We start from the raw sequence: 24,725 nt of genomic DNA, 5'->3' as shown, positions 1-24,725 counted from the left end.
ATTTATTTTTGACATAGAATTACCAGCAACATCACATATTTGCCCAAAGTGTGGAGAAACCACAAAGCATATTAAGGATTACCGCATACGTACTGTAAAGTTTGGAAAAGTACAACGAGGTCCACTAATTGGAAAATACAGACAGCGTCGGTATATTTGTCCGCATTGTGGTCATTCTTTTGCTGAAAGCAATCCATTTGTACGAAAACATATGCAACTAAGTGTAACTAATATTAGAATGCTATTTGATAAACTTACTGAAAGTGTAACCTATACAGCTATTGCTAACGAGTGTGATACATCTATTACTACAGTATTACGTTATTGCTCTATGATCACTATACCTAAGCCCAAGACCTTACCCACTGTGATTGGTATTGATGAGTTTAAAGGAAATGCAGAAGGCTACCAATACCAAGTTAATTTAACTAATCCAGATACACATGAAATATTAGATATTTTACCGAAACGTGATACGCAAGCATTAATCCACTATTTTGCATCATTTAAACATAAGGATCGCCTACAAGTTAAGTTTATTGTAATGGATATGTCCATACAATTTAAGCGCATCATGGAGGCGCTATTTCCACATGCGCATATTATCTGTGATCGATACCATGTATGTCGACTTGTAGATTGGGCGGTAGAGCGAGTTAGAAAGCGTGAGCAACATAAACTGGCTGCTTATTCACGTATGTTAAAACAGAATCGACGTGTACTAATGAAGCATCCAGACCATTTAACGGAAGCCGAACATATTAAACTATGTGAAATACTTAGAATATCTGATGATTTACGAAAAGCATATGCTTTAAAACTTTCTTTTAGAAAAATCTTTTCAATCTATGGTAAACAAAGAATAGCTGCACATTTAACGCATTGGTTGGAATTAGTAAAAGCATCTGGCTTAAATGAATTTAATAACTTCTTTACATCATTTCCTGCATGGATGACGCAATTAACTAATGCATTCTTACTTCCATATTCTAATGGATACACAGAAGGAACTAACAACAAGATTAAGGTATTAAAACGGATAAGCTATGGACTTCGCCACTTTGGTAGATTTAGAGTACGTATTCTACTTTTGAGCAAAAAGAATGGCACCAACCATAAATATGATTGGTGCCAAAGAAGACTCGTAGGGTGAATACCCCAACATTTGACAGAGAGCCGACTTTTTTATTTGTCTTGTAGTTCTTGTAATATATTCATACGAGATGGTCGAATATAGAAAATATAGATGTAATTACCTATAACTTTATATAGAATAAGATACTTTTTGTATGACAATTTTCTGTATTTTTCCTTACTATCTACAATAGGATAACGCTCAGGAAAAATGGATAATGAACATATTTTTTGGTAAATTTGCGATAATTCTTTTTGGATAAACGCAGTGTCTATAAAGCGTTGCTTTAATGAAAGTTTGAGATTTACTATGTCAGATTTAGCAGTAGGGGTCAAAATTATTGTATATCTCATTTTAACCTCCATACTTATAAATCTTTAAGGAGCTCATTAAAGACTTTTTCTGCAGATTCACCAATTCCATTTTCAGCTTGATTAAGGCCAATCTGGATTCTAGAGTTTAAATCTTCTTTAGTCCATAAGTCATTATTTATAGCATCAATCCATTCTGGACGATGAATAGTTTGAGGAATATCTTTAGCAAATTGTATTTGTTTAGATACAAGTGTAATGGTTTGTGATATAGTTAATCCCATTTCTTTTAGGATTGTTGTAGTAAGTGTTTTTACTTTGGGGTTAATGCGAATGTTAAGAACACCTGTTTTATCGATTGTATCGAAGGATATTTCTGCCTCTGTTGAGGCTGATATTCCGTACGTACTAGTAGTATCTGATGCCTTTAATGTGATTCGGGGTTGTTCGTAGGTGCCGTCATTGTTGAGTGTACTTGGCGTTGGTGTTTCATCTGTAGATGTTGTTGGTAACGCAATGGCGAAAGGAATACGACGTTCTTTGATGATTTGACGAAATAGTGCGTCAAGCATGGAGGTATAGGATAGGCCTTGGGCTTTCAATATGCTAGATACCTCTTGTTTTAGATCTTCGTTGATGCGGACTTGTAGGTTTACGGTTTTCATAATATCTCTCCTTTGATTCTTTAAGTTGTGACTGTAATACTTTGGTTATTTTATTGCTCTTATAGAAAAAGGTGTTTAAGCTTCTTGAATTTTAGTTGTAATTACATTGTAATTGCAAATATGGATTTTTACAAATACATATAAAACATAGAGAATATAAAAAAGCAGTATTTATCTTAAGGATAAATACTGCTTTTAGTACTATATCTATGAAGTTAAGATATGAGTTTTAGTTTTATCTAGAAATACAGATGTAAATCTTCTTATAATAAGTTTGCTTCAAAATCCTCTAGGATAGCAGACACTGTTTCTGGTGCATTACGGTTATGTTCTACGATGCATTGGGCAAAGCTTTCATACATTGGTGTACGCGTTGCTTCTAGTTCGCGTAAGCGTTCGATGCCACCACTAGAGAGAACGCGACCAGAGGTAGATAGGTTTTCTACTGGTTGTGTTAATTGGTAAATACGACCGTTTTGGCGTAAGTGTGCGAAGTTTTTAGGGACTGTTACACAGCCGCCGCCAGTGGAAATAATAAGACCTGTTTGGGTACCGAATTTTGCAATCACTTCCGCTTCTTTTTCACGGAATGCTGGTTCCCCTTGTTCTGTAATATAGGTAGAAATATCACCTATTTCTTTTTCTAACTCATGATCCACATCAACGCAGGTACGGCCCATTTCTTCACCGAGCGCTTTACCGACTGTAGTTTTTCCTACGCCAGGCATGCCGATGAGGATAATGTTTTCCTTTTCACGGCGCATATCTCGTAAGATTTGCTCAATTTCCTTTGTACCAAAGCTTTCACCTTGGAAATGATTAGCTGCCTCAACGCCTTGAGCCACGAGGAATGGCAAGCCATCACAATGAGGAATTTCCATCATTTCTGCTTGTAACAACAAAATCGTACGGCGTGGATTATAGATGAGGTCTACAACGCCTTCCAATTTGGAGAATTGTGTAATATCGATGAGGTTAGCTGGATTATGAGGATACATACCGATAGGTGTGCAGTTAATAATAATCTGTGCTGTTTCGTAGTAATTAGGCGCATCACCATAGAATGGTGCCGTCTTACGAGAGAGATGAACTATGTTCTTAGCTCCTAAGTCTTCAAGAGCTACGTGAACGGTAGCGGAGGAAGCGCCATCGCCAAGGATAATACATTCCTTGCCAGATACATCAATGCCAGCATGTTGTAGAGTAAACACGAAACCATCGTAGTCTGTATTATAGCCGTGCCATTTACCATCTTTGCGAACCATCGTATTCACACAACCGATACGTTCAGCACGAGGGTCCACTACATCACAAGCTTCAAGGGCGTTTACCTTGTATGGGATAGTGATATTGATACCTTGTAATTCTGGATCCGCGAAGAACTCTTGCAATTGGCTCGGTTCGCGCTCAAATAATTCGTAATTTGTATTCCCTAGTGCACTGTGAATGCGAGGGGAGAAGCTATGGCCTAACGTACGGCCAAGTAAACCAAATTTCATAGGACCTCCTAGGTCAATATACATAGAATGGCTAATAGGCTGGTACCTATTAGCCATTGAAGTTTTATAACTATATTCATTGTACTATATATACCCTTATGGGGACTAGTAAAGAGGAATATATTAGTTTTCAGGGTAATTACCGAGTAAACGGAACTTATCCTGTGATGTGTGAAGTTCTGCTAGAACGGATAATACCTTAGGATCTGCTAAGGATGCTTCTAAGTCGAGGTAGAATAAGAACTCAAAGTTATGGCCTACAATCGGACGAGACTCGAGTTTGGTAAGATTTACGCCGATGTTTGCAAACTTGGTAAGTAATGTACCAAGGCCACCTGGAGCATGGCTTGCTGTAGTTACCACGGAGATTTTATTAGCCCCTGGGTATACATGGAAGTCCTTGCTGATGCAGATAAAGCGCGTATAGTTGTTATCGCTATTTTGGATATTGCGCATTAATGGAGATAAATTATATAAGTCGGCACATTGAGGAGCTGCAATAGCTGCCACACCTGGGTCGTCACTAGCCGCTACGAGCTGGGCTGCACGAGCCGTGTTATCGAAGGAGCGCAATTCTACGCCTTCTAATTTTTCTAGGAAGTGACTGCATTGGCCCAACGCTTGAGGATGGGAGATGATAGTGTGAATATCTTCTAGTTTTGTGCCTTTTTTCACGAGTAAATCGTGAGAAATCCATAGGCGAGTACCGCGTACGATATAGCATTTACGATCTTCTAGAAGGTCATACACTTCTTTTACAGAACCATTGGAGCTGTTTTCGATAGGTAATACGCCGAATTGACATTCTCCAGACTCAACAGCGTCGAATACGGCACGGAAGCCTGTTACATAGTGAATTTGGCTGAGTGGTAATAATTTATCGCACGCCACTTGCGCATTACTACCGAAGACGCCAGCACAAGCTACGCTACCACGTTGTGGAGGTAATGTAGGGGACTGCTCAATAGCCTTTTTCATTTTAACAGTGAACTCATTATCTTGGAACAATTGTTCAGACTGATAGGTCCGGCTCAAGCTGAATAATGCTTCGAAGAAACGGCGTGCGTATAGGTCGAGGTCTGGGCCTGCATCTCGAGTTACTTTGTCGAGGATATCTCGTTCCCGTTTGGCATCGTAAATAGCCTTGTTCATTTCTTTTTTCGCTGCCGCAACGTCCTTAGAGAGTTCCATGCGCTCTTTGAAGAGGGCGAGCATTTGGTCGTTTATATCGTTAATTTTAACGCGTACTTCATCTAAGTTCATGGTCAATATCTCCTAAGAAATCAAGAATAACAAGGGCCGTAACAGCTTCGATTACAGATACTGCACGAAGCGCTACACATGGGTCGTGACGACCTTGGATTGTGAGCAATGTGTCCTCTTTTTGTGAAAGTGACACAGAATGTTGTTCTTTATAAATGGATGGTGTTGGTTTGATGCCCACTTGCATAACGAGGGGCAAGCCGTTAGTTATACCACCTTGAATACCACCGCTATTATTAGTTGTGGTTGTAATCTTGTCGCCGTCCATGGTGAAAGCATCATTCACTTCGGAACCCAGTTGTGCACACATATCGAAGCCACCGCCAAAGGATACGCCTTTAATGGCGGGTACCCCAAAGATTACGCGAGCTAAGCGGTTTTCGATACCGTCAAAGTTTGGGTTGCCAAGGCCAATTGGTAGACCTGTAGCCACGACTTCAACGATACCACCTGTAGAGTCCCCATCTTTTTTGAGGTTCATAACAAGGTTTTCTACTTCGTTACGTTTTTGTGGATCAACCATAGCAATTGGCTCTGTAGCGATGCTAGCTAATGCTTTCATATCTGGGTGAACCATGTTGATAGGAGCATCTTGAATCGTTCCCACTTGTTTTAAATGGCCGTGGATTTCAATGCCTTTTTCACGTAATAGTTGTAGAGCGATGCCACCAGCTACGCAAAGCGGAGCTGTAAGGCGCGCCGAGAAGTGACCGCCACCTCGCATATCTACCTTATTACCATAGCGTATACGAGCTGTAAAATCTGCATGAGATGGGCGAGGGATATCGCGTAAGTTGTTATAATCGCTAGAGTGTTGAGATGTGTTGCGGATCATAAATGCCAATGGAGAACCACTGAGCATGCCGTCCACCAAACCTGCTAAAAACTCAGGTGTATCGGCTTCTTTACGCTGTGTTGTTAATTGATTTTGCCCTGGCGCACGGCGCTTTAAAAAGGCTTTTAACTCATCGATATCGATGGTATGTCCACAAGGTAGACCTTCAACAATACCGCCGATAGCGTATCCATGAGAGGCGCCAAAGGTAGATACTTGTATAGTTTTACCGAAATTAGATGCCATGAGCATCACCTCCTAATAAGTTCCAGTCCTCGAAGAAATCTGGATAGGATTTTGTGATAGCTTCGCTATCTTTTAAGGTAACAGGATTTTCACTGATGAGGGCCATCAATGTGCCGGCCATAACGAGGCGATGGTCATTTACGCAATCACCTTGTCCACCTTTAAGTATACCACTACCGATGATGTATAGGTCATCGCCTTCTTCACGCACTGTACCACCTAAGTCTCTTACGAGATTAGCAACAGCTATGAGACGATCGGATTCTTTTAAGCGTAGGCGAGCACCCTTGATAAAGGAGCTTTCACCAGAAATAGAGCAAGCAAGGGCGGCCATAACAGGCAACATATCCGGCATTTGCTCTAGGTCTACATGGATTGGCTTGGAAGCACGACCTGTGACCGTTATATTCATACCATCCCAAACAACATCACAACCAGCATCAATCATAACTTGCATGATGCGGCGGTCAGCTTGTACAGAGTTTTTGTTCATGCCTGTAATCGTAATTGGTTTGCCCGTCATACCAGCGGCTACCATCCAGATTGCTGCATTAGACCAGTCACCTTCGATTTGGTAATTATCACGGCCGATAAAGGACGCACCAAATGGGACTGTGAAAGCCTCGTTGATGTTTGTATCAGGTAACGTATGCTCTACCTCCACGCCAAAATTACGCATGGTTTCCGTCGTTAATGTTACATAATCACTAGATTGTAGTGGGCTAGTAGCCGTGATAGTAGATAGGCCGATTTGAGGGGCTGCCAACAATAATCCGGAGAAGAATTGACTGCTCACATCGCCTACCATGGAGAAATTACCGCCTTGGAGACGACCTGTCATAGTAAATGGCGGTTTATCTTGGGAGAATGTTACGCCATGCGCTTTCATTTCGCTGAGCATAGGTTCGAGAGGGCGATCTGGTAAACGACCTTTGGCATCTACGTCTACATCGTTACAGATGGATGCTGCTACAGGTAATAAAAGGCGTAATGTAGTGCCTGATTCGTGAGGTACTACATTGCCCTTTGCTGGGACAGGACCTGGTGTAACAGTGACAACTTTATTTTCATATACTACGTGAGCACCTAAGCCTCGCAAGGAGTCCATAGTAGCATCGATGTCTTTAGAGGTACGGCTTAGTAGTATAGTAGATGGAGAGTTAGCAAGGGCTGCACAAATTAATGCGCGGTGTGCATGTGCCTTTGCTGGGATGGACGCAATCGTTCCTGTAGGAATGGCGTTCGTTACGGAATGCATAGAAATCTCCTTTTACGTCTTAGTCTAAATAGGTGGCAAGTTCTTCGTGGGTAACAACCTTAAGTTCGCTGTGGCCATAGCTTGTTGGTACTACAATTTTAATAGTAGCGCCTTCGCTTTTCTTATCGTGCTTAGCAGCCGCTAGAATTTCTTCCTTTGTTACAGTCGTTGTAGTTGGCAAATCGTGGGCTTCAATGAGGGATTTTAACTTATCTAGAGCCTTAATATCTAGTTCTCCATGTTTTACCGCACCCTGTGCCATGAGTACCATGCCAATAGCAACCGCATAGCCATGATGAACCTCAAAGTGACTCGCTTTTTCAATGCCGTGACCAAAGGTATGGCCTAGGTTTAAGAGGGCGCGAACACCAGATTCGCGTTCGTCTTGCTCTACGATATCCGCCTTTGCTTGTACGCATCGCGCAATGACAGCACTAACGCTATCGCGGTGTGTTATCAATGGCTTATTTTCTAGCTGAGTTAATAAACCTGGTACATCGAGGAAACCATATTTGATGATTTCGCCGCACCCATTTTTCCATTCCATGTCCGGCAATGTATTAAGCGTTGTTGGATCGCAGAGGACAAGAATGGGTTGTTTGAAAGCACCCCACAGGTTTTTACCTGCTTCAAGATTGACAGCTGTTTTACCTCCTACTGAGGAGTCTACCGCCGCTAATAGGGAGGTAGGTACCTGTACATAGTCAATGCCACGTAAATAGGTAGCCGCTGCAAAGCCTGCCATATCACCTACAACACCACCGCCAAGGGCGATGAGAAGATCTTTACGCGTTAACGATTGGGCTGCCATGTATTCTACTAACTCAATGAGTTGATGGGCATTTTTGGAGCTTTCACCAGCAGGGAACACATAATCACAAACAGTATAACCCGCATGCGCCATATTAGCTTTCACAGAACTCAAATAGTGCGGTGCTACATTGCTGTCGCTGACGATGATAACACGACAATTTGGTTTTAATGGTTTTATATAATCGCTGATGCGTTGTAAAGCACCGTTTTCGATGACGACGTCATACGGCGTGGATGCGTTAATATGGATGCGAGTCATAATAATTCCTTTCTTAAAAGAATAAGCTAGTATCTATTATAACGGATACTAGCTTATTTGTGTGATATTTAAGATTATTTAGTGCATTCTACCAATGCTTTACGCAATGCGAATACTTCTTTCATAAGGCTAGTGAATTGATCTGGGCGTAATGCTTGAGGGCCATCGCATAATGCTTTGGATGGATCGTTGTGAACTTCAATCATAAGGCCATCTGCACCGCCGCCTACGGATGCAAGAGAAAGTGGGCGAACCATACGGCTCATGCCTGCTGCATGGCTAGGGTCCATGATGATTGGCAAGTGAGATAGTTCGTGCATCATAGGGATTGCTGTTACGTCTAATGTATTACGTGTTTTAGGTTCGAATGTACGAATACCACGTTCGCATAATACGATTTGATCATTGCCTTCGGACATGATGTATTCAGCAGCCATCAACCATTCTTCGTATGTAGCAGATAGACCACGTTTCAACAATACAGGTTTTTTCAATTTGCCCACTTCTTTTAAAAGTGTGAAGTTTTGCATGTTACGAGCACCGATTTGAAGCATATCTACATTGTCGAAGTATTGCAATTGGGAAATATCCATAACTTCGGATACGATAGGAAGACCAGTTTCTTTTTTTGCTAATTCTAAAAGTTTTAAACCTTCAGGGCCCATGCCTTGGAAGGAGTATGGGGATGTACGAGGTTTGAATGCGCCACCACGAAGGATTGTAGCACCTGCATCTTTACATGCTTGGCAAGATGCGAGAACTTGTTCTGGTGTTTCCACGGAGCATGGACCAGCCATTACTGCGAAGTGACCGCCACCGATAAGTGCACCGCCTACATTGATAACGGAATCTTCTGGATGGAATTTGCGGTTTGCTTTTTTGAAAGGTTCTTGAATACGTGTTACTTTATCTACGAAATCAAGGGATTCAATTTGACGGGAATCAAGGGATGCTGTATCGCCGATAAGACCTAAGATATTATAGTGGGCCCCTTCTACTGGATGGATAACAAGACCTTTCGCTTCTAATTCATTGCGTAATTTTGTTACCTCTGCTTCTGTAGCTGTTGTTTTTAATGTGATAATCATAATAAGTCCTCCTCAAATAACAATGCGAATAGTGGGGCCAACCATACGGGATAGCAAATAAAAAAGGGCTACCCGTATTCTAATACGAGTAACCCTTTTACTATTCTAAGCAACGATTGATGATTTCTAAATTAGCGTAGCTCAAATAGTTCCTTACCCGTACGTTGGATAAAGAACCAATAAAAGTATTGTTTTGCTACTGTGCTAATTTGGTTAGTCATCTTGTTGTTGCTCCTTTCTAAATTTGATGTGTACAGTATAAACCCATTTGAGAATTTTATGCAAGTACTTTTTTCAAAAAATCGCAAAATTCTATAGAAAAAAGTTGTTTTAACATTCCTTTGCCTTTATACTCATGGTAAAATTAAAGGTAGAAAATGCTAGCAATATAACGTTATAGAACATAATTGGTAAGGAGAGTTATGATTATTCAAATTTTAAATACAATTAACGATGATATTAAACAAATTCGTACAGATGTGTTCATGAAAGAACAAGGTTTCGAGAATGAATTTGATGAAATTGATGAAATCGCAAAATTCGTGCTTTTATCTATAGATGGAAAAGCTGTTGGTACTTGTAGATTTTTCCCTAACGATATAGAAGGGGATGCTCATATCGGTCGTATGGCAGTACGCAAATTATATCGAGGTCAAAACTTAGGCTCAAAAATTATGCTCGCTGCTGAAAATGGAATCCGTCGCGATGGATTTAAAACATGTTCTCTATTAGCTCAAGTGCAGGCAAAACCATTTTACGAATCCCTTGGATATGTGGCTGAAGGTGAAGAATATCTAGATGAAGGCTGTCCACATGTGATGATGCGGAAACAGTTATAATATTGCAGTTTAGTGTTATTAGAAATATAGTCAAGATAAAGGTGTGTATTGATTGATATTCGCGGGAGGTACAACCATGAAACTTGCAGAAGCATTACAAGAACGAGCTGATTTAAATAAGAAAATTAGCGATTTGCGAGGCCGTTTGAATCAAAATAGTTTGGTACAAGAAGGGGAAAAGCCTAATGAAGACCCTGCAGTGTTGATACAAGAACTAGAAGCGGCAATTGCTAGACTTCAACAACTCATTAAAGATATTAATCTTACTAACTGTGCAACAATTATTGAAGGGCGCTCTTTAACGCAAATTATAGCAGAGAAAGAAGAAGCTATTATGCGACTTTCTGCATATCGTGACTTAGCAGATAGTGCGAGTGCGATTAATTATCGTGCTCGCGGATCGGAAATCAAAATGATAGCAACTGTAAATGTTAGTGAATTACAAAAAACAGCAGATAAAATATCTAAGGAGATTCGTAAATTAGATAATTTACTACAGTCAACTAATTGGACGGTTGATTTAATAGAGTATTAAGTATAAGTTGGTAATCAAGATAGGGTGGATACAAAGCCACGATTGCTTAATTCGTAAAAAGATGATATTCCATTACATGTACGGGGCATTGAAGGTATGTATTGTGTAGGCCCTTATTGTGTATAAATGTATGGTTATTTTTTATAATGTATTACCATGTGTCAACTATTTTGATGAGGGTGGCGTTGGGGCATATTAAAAGGAGCATTTCACTAGAGAATGTGAAATGCTCCCTTTTTATATTATTAAATTGCTATAAGAAAACTAATTATTCTTATTCTAAATCATCGAAATCAAAGGCTGCTGCTTTTGTATAGTTTGTAACTTTTGCTTCAAAGAAGTCAGTTTTTGTGCTATTCAAGTTGGAGAAGCTTTCAATCCATTCCATTGGATTGTCCTTGATTTCAGGGTATAGATGAGGCAAGCCGATTGCTTCTAAGCGGATATTGGCAAGGTATTTGATGTAGCGTTCAATAAGAACGTTGTTAAGACCGAGGATTTTATCATCAGTGATGTATTGACCCCAAGCAATTTCGTTTTCTGCACCTTGGCGAATCATGTCAGTGATTTTCGCTTCTAGTTCAGGTGTGAACAAGTCAGGGCGTTCACGGCGTAACTCGCGGATGATGTTTTGGAACAATACAAGGTGAGTTACTTCGTCGCGGTTGATGTATTTGAAGATTGTAGAAGTAGCTGTCATTTTACCTTGGCGTGCCAATGTGTAGAAGAAGCTAAAGCCAGAGTAGAAATAAATACCTTCTAAGATATAGTTGGCGATGATTGTGTGGATAAGATTTGCTTCGCTAGGATCATCACTGAAACGTTGATATGCATCGGCGATGAAACGGTTACGAGCAAGTAATGTTTTATCTGTACGCCATTCATCATAGATTTTGTCACGTGTAATAGGATTTGTTACAGTGTCCAAAATGTAAGAATAACTTTGGGCGTGAATTTCTTCTTGGAATGCTTGGATATTCAATAAGGATGCTACTTCAGATGCGGTAATATAGCGACTCAAGTTAGGCAAGTTTTCAGATTGAATGGAATCAAGGAAGTTCAAGAATGCAATGATTTTATCAAATGCACGGCGTTCATAATCTGTTAAGTATGGGAATTGCTTAACGTCTTCGTTCAAGGAAATCTCTTCAGGAATCCAGAAGTTGTTGAGCATTGTACGGTACATTTGGTTCGCCCAGTCGTACTTGATACGGTTCCATTCGCGAAGGTTTGTGGTGTTGCCGCCAATCATAGATTGCGTGCCACGTTCACCATGTTCGTTGAAAATCAGTTTTTTATCCATAGTAGGACTCCTTTATACAACGATGCGACCTATACTGCTATAGGTCGTCATCAGATTTATATACACATCTCGTATTAGGAGGAGCAGCTCGTGCACTCATCCATTTCAAGGGATTGGTTACGGATGTAGTAGATTGTTTTAATCCCTTGTTTGTATGCCTCAACGTAAAGGTCTAGAATTTCTTTTGCTTTCATTTGAGGTGTGATATACAAGTTGAAAGATTGTGCTTGGTCAATATGACGTTGACGTACGCCACAAGCTTTGATGGACCATTGTTGGTTGATTGTATGCGCCTCTTTGTAGAGCCAGAAAGTTTTATCGTTCAAATCTGGTGCAGTTTTTGGTGTGAAAGAACCTTTCTTCTCTTCGATGAAGAATTTTTTGAAGATAGGGTCGATACCAGCCGTTGTGTTCGCAATGTTGGAAGTAGAACCTGTAGGAGCTACGGCCATCAAATAACCATTGCGGATGCCGTATTTTGCAACGTCTGAAGCCAATTGTTTCCAACGATCGGATGTGTAGCCACGACGTGTGAAGTATTCACCAGTTTCCCATTCGGAACCTTTGAACGCTGGGTATGCACCTTTTTCTTTCGCTAATTCCATGGAAGCTTTGATGGAATAGTACGCGATGTTTTCGAACAATTTGTCCGCTACTTCGATATGTTCATCAGACTCCCATTGGATATCGTGATTTACAAGGTAGTGGTGGTAACCAGAAGTACCAAGACCAATAGCACGGTATTTATCAGAAGTCATGCGAGATTCTGGTACTGGTGCTTGGTTGATGGAAATAACATTGTCTAACATGCGGATTTGAAGAGCGATATTTTCTTCCAATTCTTCGTCAGAAATGCGACCAAGGCTGATGGAGTTTAAGTTACATGTAACCATGTCGCCTGTATTTGTTTTAGTAGTGATAGTGCCGTCTTCGTTGATGATTTCTTCAGCAAGGTTTGTGAAGCCAACGTTTTGTGCGATTTCGTGGCACAAGTTAGATGCGTAAATCATACCTGCATGTTTATTAGGGTTTGCAGCATTTACAGTGTCGCGGAAGAAGATGAATGGTGTACCAGTTTCAACAGCAGAGCGCATGATTTTTTTCATCATGTCTAGTGCTGGTACTTCGATGCCGTGTAAGTTCGGATCTTGTTCACATTCAAGGTAACGTTTTGTGAACTCTTTGTTATCGTCCGTGTCGTAGAAGTCCTCTAGAGCATAGCCTTTTACAGCCAAGATTTCATGAGGGTCGAAGAGGGTGAAGTTTTCACGGCCGATCATGCGTTCCATGAAGATGTTTGGAACAGAGATAGCAGGGAAGATATCGTGTGCTTTACGACGGTCGTCACCATTGTTTGTACGAAGCTCTACAAATTCGTAGAAGTCTTTGTGCCAAATATCGAGTGTTACTGTAGCACCGCCTTTGCGTTTACCCAATTGGTCTACTGCAACAGCTGTATCGTTGTATAAACGGATCCAAGGAATAACGCCACCAGAGGAGTTTTTGAAACCGCGGATATCGGAGTTCAATGCACGAACTTTACCAAGGTAGATACCAAGAGCGCCGCCGTGTTTAGATACGCGGGAGAACTTGCTGTTTACGTCGTAAATGGACCATAAGTTATCATCTACACCAGAGATAAAGCAAGAGGACAACTGATGGAATGGTGTACCTGCATTTGCCAATGTAGGTGTAGCTGTTGTCATTTTTAACTGGCTCATCAAATCGTAGAATTTCTTAGCGTATTCTACTTTGTTTTCTCCCTCTACCAATGCCAAGTGCATTGCTATAGCCATGAAGCGTTCTTGTGGCAATTCAAAGATTTCTTTGTTGAAGCCTTTTACCAAGTAACGGTCAGCCAACAATTTAAGACCTTCATAGTTGAAGAGATAGTCTCGTTTAGGTTTAATATAATCCCCTAATTCTTGCAATTCGTCAGCTGTATATTCAGTAACGAAGAAGTCTGCGTATTTTTTCTCTTCTACAAGCATATGTACAAGATTTGGGAAGTTACCATAACCGAACGCTTTATAGCGGCGAGTGATAGCAGCTTCTTTATAGAGATCGAACAAGAAAAGGCGAGCTGCAACAAACTGCCAATCTTGGTTCATTTTATTAACTTGGTTGCCGAAACCGTCGTCTTTTTTTGAAATAACCTTTTCGATAGCAGTTTGTACTAACGTTTTTTGAATTTCTTTTGTTGTCATGCCATCAACGAATTGTAACTTCGCATCCATTTCCAATTCTAGTGGATCACAAGAATCTAACCCCAAACATGCGAAGGCAATCATTCGTTTCGTTTTCTCTACGGATAGCGGTTCAAAATGGCCATCCCGTTTCTTGATCATAATCTCCATTATGGTTCCCCTTACATTGTAAATCTATGTAAAATCATCTATAGAGCTAGCGTAAATCAGATGTATTCTTTTAAACTAGTTCTAATCAGAAAAATAAGAAAACTACAATATATGGTAGTTTTCTTATTTATTAAATACATTATGTAATGATTATAGCGAAAAAAACCTATATATTCAATATTGACTTTTTTGAATTTATCAATGTGGTTAGATTAAATTTATCGATGTAGTTTGTGATTAATTTTATTATAGATAGATACTATATGATTTATAATAAATATAGTTTTACAGTAGGAGGTTAGCTATGAAATCTATCGTTATATATTCATCCCTTACGGGAAATACTAAACAAGTGGCAGAGGCTATTACTAGCGTATTGCCAGCAGATACACTTTGCGTATCTATGAAAGAGTTACCACCCGATGTATCGTCCTATGATCTTGTATTTGCAGGATTTTGGGTGGATAAAGGGACAGCTAATAAGGAGGCCCGTGATGTATTAGGCACATTACATAACCCTCACATTGCTCTGTTTGCCACGGCTGGTGTTCCACCGCAAATGGCACATGCTAAGGAGAGCTTAATTAATGCAGCAAATTGTTTACCCGATGGCGTAGAGCCTGTAGGAACCTTCATCTGCCAAGGTAAGGTAGATCCTAAGGTTATCGAAATGATGTACAAAATGTTCCCGAAAGGGCATAGCCACGGTCAATCTGCTGATCGCGATGCACGTCACAAACAAGCTGCAGTACACCCAAATGAAGACGATTTTAAAGCGGCCCAAGACTTTGCCCAACATATTCTAGCCAAGTTAGATCGATGAATAAAAGCAGTACCCCTGTGGGGTACTGCTTTTGTCATATTATATATGATGTTGTAATTATTACTATATTGTATTATATGCTTAATTATAAAGTACATTAAATTTAAGTTTACGCGTATCGAATTGGTTTATGAAGTACGACGTAATCAATAGCTTATATCCATTGCCTTCTATAATGACAGGATCGACAGCTGTTTTGTCGACTGTAAGGAACTTATCATAAATATGATGCACCTCTGTCACACCATTTGGTAGAGATACCTCTAAATCAAGGCCTTTGTTGAGAAACTTGAAGGAGATGGAGTCGAAGTTAGCAGATTCCACTTGGTATTCTTTAAGATCTTGTTCGTATACAATTAACTCGATGTTTTCAATGTATTTATCGTATCCTGCAATAGAAATAACCTTTGGTGCAGTTATAGCATCAAAATTAATATATTCAACTCGTCTGCCGTCTATTGGGTTGGTATCTGGCAGTTTTAAATCATCTACAGGGACATATGGTGTGCCATAGTCCGTGAAGTTAGGGTCAAAGGTAGCCGCTATTGGTAGGCTTGCATGCCATTCTCCATCAACTTTAGTATAGGTCACAAATTCACGATACGTTGTATAGCCTATGAATGGTGTCAAGAGAACAGCACCTAAGGCAAGAGCCATAACGGTTGTATGTACAGAAGGTTTTAAACCCTTCACAAGAGAATAAATATTGTGTACTAAGAAGATTAAATTGAATGCACTCACGTAAATCGTATTGAGCCAGAGAATTGGTTCATTGATCACACGTTTACCGATAAGAGCTAAGCACAATGTAGTTAACGTAATGAACAAGAAGCACAAGATTTGCTGTGTTCTGCTACTTTCACTAGATCTAAAGCTAGCCAAGTAGAATAGGTAGAAAATGGCTACATATGGATAATAGGTGTAGAAGAAACGCGTATCCTCTCGAAGCCCTAACAGAATCAAGACTAAATAGATGTTAGCTAGAATGCCTGTAATAATGGATGCCTTAGGCAAGATGATGCCGAATACAACAGTAAAAAATGAGTTTGGTGCTGGAGGACCTGCGGGATCCTCTTTGTAAGAACATACCATAGATAGACAAATGAACATATTAATGGATGCGAGTACCTTAAAAATGGTTTCTTCAAAGTTGAATGGTTGGTCCACGATGATGAAGAAGAACCATAAACTCATGATGATAACAATGTTATATAGCGTAGACGTAACAAGGGTAATGCCAATCCGTTTGATGCGGTTAATGATTTCACCGATGTAGTGTTCACCAGGCGATGTGAAATACAAGGCAATCATGGAGTACAGCCATAGGTACGATATATTTTCCGTAGCCAGTTCAATACCCCGCACATAGCCGTAGCTTTCGTGAATCATATAAAGGCCAACGCTGATTCCGATACTTACTAAGGTATATAAAATGGAAAACTTTCGGGTTCTTGTTATATAGCTTTGTAATATAACGATAAAGAAATACAGTGAGTATAGTTTAATGTCGATTTCGGCAAACCAATCTTGTTCAATATACAACGGTGTACATGAAAATATGGCAATTAATGCCAGTAATATAGGCGACTGCGTTGCTAGGTCTCGCAGCGAAGACCATACATGTTTAATGGCAAATTTCATAGATGTTCTCTCCCTCTATAAATATAAATTCCCCTCTTATTATTAGTATACCTGTTTTCTGGTGAAAGCCCTATGAGGTTTTACATGCTTTTAAATATCCTTTACAATAACACTAAGAACTAGTTTTCAAAGAAAAGAGGTTATCACATGGAATTCTCTTATTTTTTACCTGTAAATATCCAATTTGGTTGGAATAAAGTAGATAATGTTGCTGAGTTTGCTGCACCGTACGGCAAGAAAGCACTTATTGTAACTGGTCGTACTAGTGCTAAAAAATCTGGTTTATATGACCGGGTGGTAGCAAAGCTTGATGCGGCCCATATTGAACATGTTCTCTTTGACCAAGTAGATGCCAATCCATTGACCACGACTGCCTTAGACGGTGCTGTGTTAGCTAAATCTGAAAACTGTGATATGGTTATTGCTATCGGCGGTGGTTCCATCATGGATTGTGCCAAAGGGATTGCCTTTATGGCGGTGAATGAAGGCGATATTAACGACTATATTTTCAACCGTAAAACAAGTGATAATGCGCTGCCTCTTATTGTTATTCCAACGACTTGTGGTACTGGCTCTGAAGGCAACGGTTTTGGTGTTCTTACTAATCCTGAAACAGGTGATAAGAAATCTTTACGCTGTAATGCCATCGTGCCTAAGGTATCTATCGTGGACCCTGCTGTAATGGGGACTATGCCTCCTCATGTGTTGGCATCTGTTGGTTTCGATGCATTGTGCCATAACATCGAGGCGTACACATCTAAAACTGCGCAACCTTTCACCGATGCACTAGCTCATTATGCAGTAACATTACTAGCACAATATCTTGTACCTCTATATAAACATGTGAAAGCGATTGCGAATGGTCAAGAAGCTGTACTTAACAAAAAACAATTAACAAAAGCATGGGAGTCCGTTACATTGGCTAGCACTATTGGCGGTATGGTTATCAATACAGCAGGCGTCACACTTGGTCATGGTATGGAACACCCTGCTAGTGGCCTTAAAGATATTACCCATGGTGTTGGTCTTGCAGTTATTGAACCTGTTGTAGTGGAATACACATGGAGTGCTAACTCTGAAAAATTCAACTCATTGGCACGTATATTCAACCATGGTGATGGTTCTGAGCTGGGTGAAGCATTACGCCTTATGGTGCATGAATTAGACCTTACCACAAACCTTACAGAATTAGGATTTACTAAAAAGGATATTCCGTGGCTTGTCGATAATGTATACGTAGTGGCTACAGGAAATATTGCTAATACAGTGGCTAAAATAAGCCGTGAAGATATAGAAGTGCTATATAAGAAAATGTTGTAGTCGTTGTAGTCATAGAAATATAGGGAGAGAGTTTTGGTTCGCATATTTTATGGCCTATTAACTGCATATATAATTATGCTATTTATTGTGGCAATGCTATTTAATATAGCACCTATAACATATATTGTATTTGGCGTAGCAATAGTATTGCTTTTAGTACTACAATATGACTGGTATAAGAAACATGCTTTATCTGAAAAAACACATATTAAATTGATTTGCTGCGTATTTATTATATTTAATTTATGTTTAGCTGGACTTGTTGCGGATTGGCTCAAGTACGATACTCAAACGACTCTTGAACAAACCGATGGATTTGAGTTTAGTACTATGGACTGGCAACGAGGTTGGCCAAATGATGACGGGTTGCCGGAAGGTCTAAAGCGCCCTAAGAACCTTCCTGAAGGTATTTCAAAGGCCTCTGCATCTGGCGATAGCTTAGCGTGGGCAAATGCATATCCTACAAGATATACTGTATTAGAAGGAAATCCTACAGTTATTGCACAGTATGAGGAGATTGCTAAGGAACACACTGTGTATCAAGCACAAATTGATGCGGATGGTGTATTGCGTGATTTAGACACTGGGGAGAAAAAGCGTTTTATATCTCATCCCAATAGCTATAACATTATAGAGAGCATCGAGGAAGAACCTCTAAACTTACCACAACGGAGTTTTATAGAGTGGTTACGCTTTGCTCCTCGAAAAGAAACGAAAAAAGTGGTGAAGTACACATATAATTCTACTGAAAATCATAGACTATATGTCTTTGTAGAAGATGGGAATACTAAAAGACCTCATTTCGTGGAACTTTTGATCAGTAATGATGGGACACGGGCTGTGTTTTATCAATCTAAGTAATTTGAATAGGTATTGTTGTGGAGAACGTAAATGCGACAGTGTTTAATTTACTTGAAGGAATTGTTTTTTTCTGCTCCTTATAGAAAGAGTATATGGTTCTTTATAACTCTTTGGGTACTAACATTTTTACTCTCGGATGAGATATCATATTCTGGGTTATACCATCTGATTTTATTAGTAGCTACGATTGTATTGTTGTTTGAAAAATGTGGAGTAATCGATAGTGAGAAAGGTATACGAAAAAGATTTTTGCCATATTTTTATGTTATTTTTTTCCTGTGCATGATTCCTACATTAGCTGTTAATTTAGCATTTTCAGCTATAGGAATATCCCATTATGATACACAACGATGGCACTCTACATGGCCTTCATCTAAGGCGGGGTATATTCCGACTCCATTACAAACACCTAAGTCTTTACCGGAGAGTTTGAAAGTGATTTCTTCTGCTGAAGTAATTGGAATAGGTGGAAATCAAAGCTGTTTAGTATTAGATGGTGATAAAGCTACGATTTCAAGGTATGAGGAAACGGTTAAATCTAATGCTTGGTATTCGTTTATAAATGGCAGGGACAAAGATACTACAGTTGAAGTACTTAATTCGTTTACATATCCAAAAGATAAAAATGTATTGGTTAGTGATGTAAGCAATTATTATGAGATTATTACCATTCGACGACAAAATTGGAAATTATTTCCCTGGTTAATTGACGGTAGACAAAGTGTCGGTGATGATCCCAACGAAGATTTTTATTATAGTACTCGAGTATCAGCTGAGAAATATGTAGTATATGTTGTTTATCATAATTTTGATCAAGATCAGCCTAGAGTCATTTACTTTATGTTTAACCCAGAGCGAACTCGAATGATTACTGTAGATATAGATATGTATCATTAGAGTTGGGCAGAGTTTGTATATATAATTTGGAACAATATTTGAACATATTACAATATATTCAAGTATTGTAATTGACAATTCTAAAACATATTTTTATAATGGGTTTTATGAAGAGACTCGGATGTGATTAATTATCCCAGCCCCTAGGGCTGGGGTTTCTTTATTGGTCTCTAGTAGTTTTATTAGTTGAGAGGTGTTTTTATGGCAGATCAAAATAATAAAAATGTTGATGCCTTAGCGCAAGAGATTACCTTGAAAAGTCGTGGTCAAGGTAAATTACGTCAATTTATATTATGGATGGGTGCGCTCATCATCGGCGCTATCTTAGGATGGCAACATATTCCAGTTCTTAATGATTTATTTAATTTCATTGCTGCAGTATTTACGCATTTATTCCAATTTATTGCAATACCTACTGTATCACTAGCGGTTATTACCACATTGTCCATGTTGGGTGCTAAGAAGGATACAGGCCGTATCTTTGGTCATGCTGTCACCTATACATTGTTAACAACAATTTGTGCAGCCACTGTTGGTCTTGGTTTATTCCTTTGGATTGCGCCAGGTAATTTACCACTTGATGTAATCGGTGCCGGTGCAGCGCAAGTACCTGAAAAATTAGGTCACGTAACATATTATGATCATTTCTTATCCGTTATTCCTAACAATATTTTGAAACCGTATTTAGAAGGTAACGTATTGTCCGTTATGTTCATTTCTGCTTCTGTTGGTTTAGCTTTTGCTTTCATGCCTCGTACAGAAGGTCGTGAAGCAGTATTGAAGGTGTTATTTGGTTTACAAGAATTACTATTCACATTGATTAGAGGTTTACTTTACGTTTTACCAATCGGTATCCTTGCTTTTGCAGGTCAATTATCTGCACAAATCGAAGCAGGGGTCATCGTTGGTGCATTAGGTAAATATACAGCTGTTGTAATCGGCGGCAACTTGATTCAATTCTTTATTGTAATTCCATTGTTCTTGTTATTCCGTGGTTTAAATCCTATCGATGTATTCCGCAAAATGTCTCCAGCCGTAGCTGTTGCATTGTTTACGAAATCTTCTGCTGCTACATTGCCTGTTACATTGGCATCTGCAGAAGACAATTTGAAAGCCCATCCTTCTGTAGCGCGTTTCGTGTTACCAATTTGTACAACTATTAATATGAATGGTTGCGCAGCGTTTATCCTTGTTACATCCTTATTTGTAATGCAAAATGCAGGTATTGAATTAACTATGGGTACAATGATTGCTTGGTTATTCATTGCTGTTCTTGCAGCCATCGGTAATGCCGGTGTTCCAATGGGCTGTTACTTTTTAACATTGTCCTTGATGAGCTCCATTGGTGCACCAATCGGTTTGCTTGGTATTATTTTACCAATCTATACAATTATCGACATGATTGAAACGGCCGAAAACGTTTGGTCCGATGCATCTGTATGTGCTATGGTTGATAATGATTTGAAAGGTACATTAGACGATCCTGACTCTCATGATGACATGCCTCAATTCCAAGGTGCGTAGATTGTACTTAATAAAAGTATAATATATATATAGGTTACCTCTTGTATGTGAGGTAACCTATTTTCGTCTTCAAATCATAGATTATAAATTGTGCCATTTATACTATTTTCTGGAAAACGATTCTTGGTATAATTAAGAAAAGGGGGATGACTATGGATAGACAATTAAGTGCATATTTAAATGGACGAGAACCACAAGTGGCTACAGATATTGATGTTATAACTGCAGCGGTAGCAGTGCCATTGCTTGAAATTGATGGTGAGGATCACGTCCTATTTACGGTGCGTAGTCAGACCTTACGTAGACAGCCTGGTGAAATTAGCTTTCCTGGTGGACATTGTGAAAGCACCGATAAAACTGGAGCTGCTGCGGCTATTCGTGAATGCTCGGAAGAATTAGGAATAGATACAGAGCAAATTGAATTGTTAGGTGCATTAGATTGTTTAGTATCTGCCATTGGTGTTAAATTACATGCAGTGGCTGTACGTTTACATACGGATGAATTTCGCCCTAATATTGATGAGGTCGGTGAAATTTTTACGGTACCACTTTCGTATTTATTGAATATGGAACCAACGGTAGGGCACTTAGATATCGGAACTAAACCATTACGAGATTTTCCGTTCCATTTATTAGAAGGGTATCAAATAGATTGGAAAATTCGGCAGAACTATTCTGTTTATTTTTATCCCTATAAGCAATATACGATATGGGGATTAACAGGTCGAGTCCTCAAAAATTTCTTAGATTTATATCGACAAGGTAATACTATATAAAATGAAAGATAACGAAATAACTTCATTTGATAAAGAATTGAATAAATTCCTCCAACCTAAGTGCCTAATACCTGGTGGCCTTGGTTTATGGGAAACCTATTTTCGTAAAATTTGTACGGCTTGGGGCCGTATCGATAGTGAAATTAGACCTCAGCACATCATATTTTCCGCCGATAATGGGTGCAATATGGAAGGTTATGTAGGTTATAACTATGAGGTAACGCAAAAGCAGTCGCGTAATATGCTCTTAGGTCGTTCGTCGGCTACACAGTTTTGTAACTTTAACAATATTCCTTATGAAGTTGTGGATGTAGGAATTGCCTCAGATGATGGCATCGGAGTGGATCGCAAGGTCGCAAAGGGGACAAAGAATATATTAAACCATCCTGCTATGAGTGAGGATGAATTTAATAGTGCCTTTCAAGCTGGCTATGGACGAGTTGAACATTATGTAAAGCAAGGGATAAATCTTTTTTCCTTTGGTGAAATGGGACTCGGTAATACGACGACCTCTGCCTGTGTGTTGTCTGCCTTAACTGGAGCGGATCCCACTGAAACAGTAGGCCCTGGTTCTTGGCCGAATAAACCAGATTTGATGAAACGAAAAATTGATTTTGTGCGCGCTGTATTAGATAAGCATAAGACTAGTATCGTTTCTGACAGTGAAGTTGAAAGAGTTCGTAAAATCGTAGCCCATGTAGGGGGCTTTGATATTGCTGCTATTCTTGGGGCTATGCTCGCTTGTGTTGAGTTTAAAAAGCCCTTCGTCATTGATGGCTTTATTACAGCTGTATCAGCAGCTTGTGCGGTACATATGAATGATCGTGTTAAGGATTATGCATTGCCATCTCATAACTCTCGAGAAAAAGGCACAGAGCTAGCTTTAGCAGAGGTAGATATTACACAAGACATGGTTCCTATTCAAGCCCACATGTCGATGGGGGAAGGGACAGGAGCTATCTTAATGGTTCAAATGCTCAAAACTACACAGCATATGTTTGTAAACGTAGGGACCTTTGCAGATTTGATGAAATTATAAGGAGGACGAATGAAAATAAATAAATACTTTGATATACATTTTGAGCGAGCTGATGATGCAACTATCGCCAAAAGACTGATAGGTGGTGCTAAGATTAAGGGACCTGCTTTGGTTATCCTGATCCTCTCCATGTTTATTGCCTCTATTGGGTTGAATATGAATAGTACGGCAGTTGTTATTGGTGCTATGCTTATATCGCCGTTGATGGGACCTATTTTAGCAACTGGTTTTGGCTTCGCTACGCTTAATTTTACAGTTGTGAAAAGCGGTATTTTAAGATTGTCCTTACAGATTACGATTGCTGTTTTGGCATCTGCTTTATATTTTTATATTTCTCCCGTTCAGACGGCTACATCTGAACTATTAGCGCGTACAGAACCGAATATTTTTGATGTATTCATTGCTATATTTGGTGGGTTAGCTGGGATTATTGGGCAAACGCGTAAGACCTTAGATAATGTTATACCAGGTGTTGCGATTGCGACTGCACTTATGCCACCACTATGTACGGCAGGATATGGACTTGCTAATGGAAATTGGAATTATTTCTTTGGGGCTAGCTATTTATTCTTTATAAATGCATTCTTCATCTTCTTTGCATCTTTTATTGTTTTAAAGGGTGTATATAGTTTGCCATTCCATAAACAAGCAGAAGCGGTTAATCGTCGTAACCAGCTAATATTTCTCGTGATTGGTCTTATTATGGCTATACCAAGTATTTATGCGGGCTATGATATGACCATCAAGTATTCTGAGTCAAATCATATGGAGCAGTTTATTAAGAATGATATTAATCAAGAGGGACGTCGACAAGTGATTGATTATTCATTGGATCAAACGAATAAGCTAGTAGACATAGTAGTTATAGGAGCTCCTGTGACTTCAGAGGAGCAAGCCCAGTTGGATGACAAGTTACATAAGGATGAGTACTTGCAGCCTTATACATTACGATTTGTTAATAGCGTAGATGAGAAAAAATCTACTATGGATAAGACGAACTTGAATAAATCTTCAGAGAATCTTGAAACATATAAAAACTTGAGTAATCTATACCAGCCAACTTATCAATTAGTAAGTGAAACTATAAATACTATGAAAACGACAGAAGCTGAAGCAAAGGCGTTATTCCCGTTTGTAAGCAAAGTGGAAGGCATGCCTTTAATAGATAACCTAGAACAGCCTAAAGCGAGTCGCTATATGGTGATTATCCATACTACATCCACTATATCTGATGCAGATTTGGAACGAATAAAAGCTTGGTTAGAGGCTAAATTATCAGCGCCTGTAACTATTTCTATCGAGCAAACAACGTCAACTCTATAAGGGAGCTATCATCCCAGCGTTCTAATTGATCGTTAATAATATATGTATCTGATACAATACCTTCTCATGACAAATTCTATAGATACGAAAAGGGGCTGTTTTGTTACAGCCCCTT

The 24,725-nt window shown here is 39.4% G+C and carries 22 protein-coding genes; 11 read left to right on the top strand and 11 right to left on the bottom strand.

The features are described 5' to 3' along the window. Window positions 1-1,153, top strand: a 1,153-nt coding sequence (locus HMPREF1151_RS06945; RefSeq protein WP_009661528.1) for an ISL3 family transposase, incomplete at its 5' end; no start/stop codon positions are given. 32 nt (window positions 1,154-1,185) lie between these two features. On the opposite strand, the gene HMPREF1151_RS06940 is transcribed toward HMPREF1151_RS06945, so the two are convergent. From HMPREF1151_RS06940 to aroF, 8 genes are all read right to left on the bottom strand, one after another. Then, on the bottom strand, window positions 1,186-1,488 hold the full coding sequence (locus HMPREF1151_RS06940) for a type II toxin-antitoxin system RelE/ParE family toxin (RefSeq protein WP_005377462.1): 303 nt from the start codon (window positions 1,486-1,488) through the stop codon (window positions 1,186-1,188). Between the two features lie 14 nt (window positions 1,489-1,502). After that, window positions 1,503-2,111 carry a type II toxin-antitoxin system RelB/DinJ family antitoxin gene (locus HMPREF1151_RS06935; protein ID WP_009661522.1) on the bottom strand — a complete coding sequence of 203 codons (609 nt, stop codon included), beginning with the start codon at window positions 2,109-2,111 and terminating at the stop codon, window positions 1,503-1,505. 263 nt (window positions 2,112-2,374) lie between these two features. Next, complete coding sequence (locus HMPREF1151_RS06930; RefSeq protein WP_009661537.1) at window positions 2,375-3,610, bottom strand: shikimate kinase; 1,236 nt, start codon at window positions 3,608-3,610, stop codon at window positions 2,375-2,377. Between the two features lie 123 nt (window positions 3,611-3,733). Beyond that, entirely contained in the window at window positions 3,734-4,873 is a 1,140-nt protein-coding gene (locus HMPREF1151_RS06925; protein WP_005379588.1) for a bifunctional chorismate mutase/prephenate dehydratase, read from the bottom strand. Continuing rightward, the gene (gene aroC, locus HMPREF1151_RS06920; RefSeq protein WP_009661529.1) at window positions 4,860-5,954 is read right to left on the bottom strand and encodes a chorismate synthase; all 1,095 of its coding nucleotides are present in this window, start codon (window positions 5,952-5,954) and stop codon (window positions 4,860-4,862) included. Before aroC ends, HMPREF1151_RS06925 begins: the two co-directional genes overlap by 14 nt. Continuing rightward, window positions 5,944-7,212 carry a 3-phosphoshikimate 1-carboxyvinyltransferase gene (gene aroA / locus HMPREF1151_RS06915; RefSeq protein WP_009661509.1) on the bottom strand — a complete coding sequence of 423 codons (1,269 nt, stop codon included), beginning with the start codon at window positions 7,210-7,212 and terminating at the stop codon, window positions 5,944-5,946. The genes aroC and aroA overlap by 11 nt, the downstream gene beginning before the upstream one ends. 19 nt (window positions 7,213-7,231) lie before the next feature. After that, window positions 7,232-8,284 (bottom strand): 3-dehydroquinate synthase, encoded by a 1,053-nt coding sequence (gene aroB / locus HMPREF1151_RS06910; protein ID WP_009661510.1) that lies wholly within the window; start codon window positions 8,282-8,284, stop codon window positions 7,232-7,234. Window positions 8,285-8,358: 74 nt separating this feature from the next. Continuing rightward, on the bottom strand, window positions 8,359-9,372 hold the full coding sequence (gene aroF / locus HMPREF1151_RS06905) for a 3-deoxy-7-phosphoheptulonate synthase (protein ID WP_005379643.1): 1,014 nt from the start codon (window positions 9,370-9,372) through the stop codon (window positions 8,359-8,361). Window positions 9,373-9,794: 422 nt separating this feature from the next. Here aroF and HMPREF1151_RS06900 point away from each other — a divergent pair, with 422 nt between their 5' ends. Beyond that, on the top strand, window positions 9,795-10,211 hold the full coding sequence (locus tag HMPREF1151_RS06900; RefSeq protein WP_009661533.1) for a GNAT family N-acetyltransferase: 417 nt from the start codon (window positions 9,795-9,797) through the stop codon (window positions 10,209-10,211). A 76-nt stretch (window positions 10,212-10,287) separates the two neighbouring features. Beyond that, window positions 10,288-10,746 (top strand): DIP1984 family protein, encoded by a 459-nt coding sequence (locus HMPREF1151_RS06895; protein ID WP_009661518.1) that lies wholly within the window; start codon window positions 10,288-10,290, stop codon window positions 10,744-10,746. Between the two features lie 274 nt (window positions 10,747-11,020). Here HMPREF1151_RS06895 and HMPREF1151_RS06890 read toward each other — a convergent pair whose 3' ends face one another. Together HMPREF1151_RS06890 and HMPREF1151_RS06885 are read right to left on the bottom strand one after the other, a co-directional pair. Beyond that, window positions 11,021-12,049, bottom strand: a complete 1,029-nt coding sequence (locus HMPREF1151_RS06890) for a ribonucleotide-diphosphate reductase subunit beta (protein WP_009661519.1) — start codon at window positions 12,047-12,049, stop codon at window positions 11,021-11,023. A 74-nt stretch (window positions 12,050-12,123) separates the two neighbouring features. Beyond that, a complete protein-coding gene (locus HMPREF1151_RS06885) occupies window positions 12,124-14,406 on the bottom strand; it encodes a ribonucleoside-diphosphate reductase subunit alpha (protein WP_009661538.1) in 2,283 nt (760 codons plus the stop codon). A 304-nt stretch (window positions 14,407-14,710) separates the two neighbouring features. Here HMPREF1151_RS06885 and HMPREF1151_RS06880 point away from each other — a divergent pair, with 304 nt between their 5' ends. Further along, window positions 14,711-15,229, top strand: a complete 519-nt coding sequence (locus tag HMPREF1151_RS06880; RefSeq protein WP_009661546.1) for a flavodoxin family protein — start codon at window positions 14,711-14,713, stop codon at window positions 15,227-15,229. Window positions 15,230-15,310: 81 nt separating this feature from the next. Here the strand turns inward: HMPREF1151_RS06880 and HMPREF1151_RS06875 are convergent, their stop codons facing one another. Next, window positions 15,311-16,870, bottom strand: coding sequence for a hypothetical protein (locus HMPREF1151_RS06875; RefSeq protein ID WP_038141465.1), 1,560 nt, complete (start codon window positions 16,868-16,870; stop codon window positions 15,311-15,313). A gap of 147 nt (window positions 16,871-17,017) precedes the next feature. Here HMPREF1151_RS06875 and HMPREF1151_RS06870 point away from each other — a divergent pair, with 147 nt between their 5' ends. The 7 genes from HMPREF1151_RS06870 to HMPREF1151_RS06840 all read left to right on the top strand — a co-directional run bounded on the left by HMPREF1151_RS06870 (window position 17,018) and on the right by HMPREF1151_RS06840 (window position 24,610). Next, window positions 17,018-18,190 (top strand): iron-containing alcohol dehydrogenase, encoded by a 1,173-nt coding sequence (locus HMPREF1151_RS06870; protein WP_009661543.1) that lies wholly within the window; start codon window positions 17,018-17,020, stop codon window positions 18,188-18,190. 33 nt (window positions 18,191-18,223) lie between these two features. Then, window positions 18,224-19,051, top strand: coding sequence for a hypothetical protein (locus HMPREF1151_RS06865; RefSeq protein ID WP_009661532.1), 828 nt, complete (start codon window positions 18,224-18,226; stop codon window positions 19,049-19,051). A gap of 30 nt (window positions 19,052-19,081) precedes the next feature. Continuing rightward, entirely contained in the window at window positions 19,082-19,948 is an 867-nt protein-coding gene (locus HMPREF1151_RS06860) for a hypothetical protein (protein ID WP_009661544.1), read from the top strand. 201 nt (window positions 19,949-20,149) lie between these two features. Further along, complete coding sequence (locus tag HMPREF1151_RS06855) at window positions 20,150-21,472, top strand: dicarboxylate/amino acid:cation symporter (protein ID WP_009661516.1); 1,323 nt, start codon at window positions 20,150-20,152, stop codon at window positions 21,470-21,472. A gap of 152 nt (window positions 21,473-21,624) precedes the next feature. After that, entirely contained in the window at window positions 21,625-22,248 is a 624-nt protein-coding gene (locus tag HMPREF1151_RS06850; protein ID WP_009661523.1) for a CoA pyrophosphatase, read from the top strand. A 1-nt stretch (window position 22,249) separates the two neighbouring features. Continuing rightward, window positions 22,250-23,287 (top strand): nicotinate-nucleotide--dimethylbenzimidazole phosphoribosyltransferase, encoded by a 1,038-nt coding sequence (locus tag HMPREF1151_RS06845; protein ID WP_005379647.1) that lies wholly within the window; start codon window positions 22,250-22,252, stop codon window positions 23,285-23,287. A gap of 9 nt (window positions 23,288-23,296) precedes the next feature. Next, entirely contained in the window at window positions 23,297-24,610 is a 1,314-nt protein-coding gene (locus tag HMPREF1151_RS06840; protein ID WP_009661517.1) for a DUF389 domain-containing protein, read from the top strand. Window positions 24,611-24,725: the final 115 nt, after the last annotated feature.

This window comes from Veillonella sp. ACP1, assembly GCF_000286635.1.
Lineage (GTDB): Bacteria > Bacillota > Negativicutes > Veillonellales > Veillonellaceae > Veillonella > Veillonella atypica.
Note: the sequence above shows the minus strand (reverse complement) of the source record. Positions and strands in the feature narration are given on the sequence as shown.

What these genes read in the sequence shown, in the direction of transcription:
- HMPREF1151_RS06940 (WP_005377462.1), bottom strand. Translation starts at nt 1,488, where the DNA reads ATGAGATATACAATAATTTTGACCCCTACTGCTAAATCTGACATAGTA.
- HMPREF1151_RS06935 (WP_009661522.1), bottom strand. Translation starts at nt 2,111, where the DNA reads ATGAAAACCGTAAACCTACAAGTCCGCATCAACGAAGATCTAAAACAA.
- HMPREF1151_RS06930 (WP_009661537.1), bottom strand. Translation starts at nt 3,610, where the DNA reads ATGAAATTTGGTTTACTTGGCCGTACGTTAGGCCATAGCTTCTCCCCT.
- HMPREF1151_RS06925 (WP_005379588.1), bottom strand. Translation starts at nt 4,873, where the DNA reads ATGAACTTAGATGAAGTACGCGTTAAAATTAACGATATAAACGACCAA.
- aroC (WP_009661529.1), bottom strand. Translation starts at nt 5,954, where the DNA reads ATGGCATCTAATTTCGGTAAAACTATACAAGTATCTACCTTTGGCGCC.
- aroA (WP_009661509.1), bottom strand. Translation starts at nt 7,212, where the DNA reads ATGCATTCCGTAACGAACGCCATTCCTACAGGAACGATTGCGTCCATC.
- aroB (WP_009661510.1), bottom strand. Translation starts at nt 8,284, where the DNA reads ATGACTCGCATCCATATTAACGCATCCACGCCGTATGACGTCGTCATC.
- aroF (WP_005379643.1), bottom strand. Translation starts at nt 9,372, where the DNA reads ATGATTATCACATTAAAAACAACAGCTACAGAAGCAGAGGTAACAAAA.
- HMPREF1151_RS06900 (WP_009661533.1), top strand. Translation starts at nt 9,795, where the DNA reads ATGATTATTCAAATTTTAAATACAATTAACGATGATATTAAACAAATT.
- HMPREF1151_RS06895 (WP_009661518.1), top strand. Translation starts at nt 10,288, where the DNA reads ATGAAACTTGCAGAAGCATTACAAGAACGAGCTGATTTAAATAAGAAA.
- HMPREF1151_RS06890 (WP_009661519.1), bottom strand. Translation starts at nt 12,049, where the DNA reads ATGGATAAAAAACTGATTTTCAACGAACATGGTGAACGTGGCACGCAA.
- HMPREF1151_RS06885 (WP_009661538.1), bottom strand. Translation starts at nt 14,406, where the DNA reads ATGGAGATTATGATCAAGAAACGGGATGGCCATTTTGAACCGCTATCC.
- HMPREF1151_RS06880 (WP_009661546.1), top strand. Translation starts at nt 14,711, where the DNA reads ATGAAATCTATCGTTATATATTCATCCCTTACGGGAAATACTAAACAA.
- HMPREF1151_RS06875 (WP_038141465.1), bottom strand. Translation starts at nt 16,870, where the DNA reads ATGAAATTTGCCATTAAACATGTATGGTCTTCGCTGCGAGACCTAGCA.
- HMPREF1151_RS06870 (WP_009661543.1), top strand. Translation starts at nt 17,018, where the DNA reads ATGGAATTCTCTTATTTTTTACCTGTAAATATCCAATTTGGTTGGAAT.
- HMPREF1151_RS06860 (WP_009661544.1), top strand. Translation starts at nt 19,082, where the DNA reads ATGCGACAGTGTTTAATTTACTTGAAGGAATTGTTTTTTTCTGCTCCT.
- HMPREF1151_RS06855 (WP_009661516.1), top strand. Translation starts at nt 20,150, where the DNA reads ATGGCAGATCAAAATAATAAAAATGTTGATGCCTTAGCGCAAGAGATT.
- HMPREF1151_RS06850 (WP_009661523.1), top strand. Translation starts at nt 21,625, where the DNA reads ATGGATAGACAATTAAGTGCATATTTAAATGGACGAGAACCACAAGTG.
- HMPREF1151_RS06845 (WP_005379647.1), top strand. Translation starts at nt 22,250, where the DNA reads ATGAAAGATAACGAAATAACTTCATTTGATAAAGAATTGAATAAATTC.
- HMPREF1151_RS06840 (WP_009661517.1), top strand. Translation starts at nt 23,297, where the DNA reads ATGAAAATAAATAAATACTTTGATATACATTTTGAGCGAGCTGATGAT.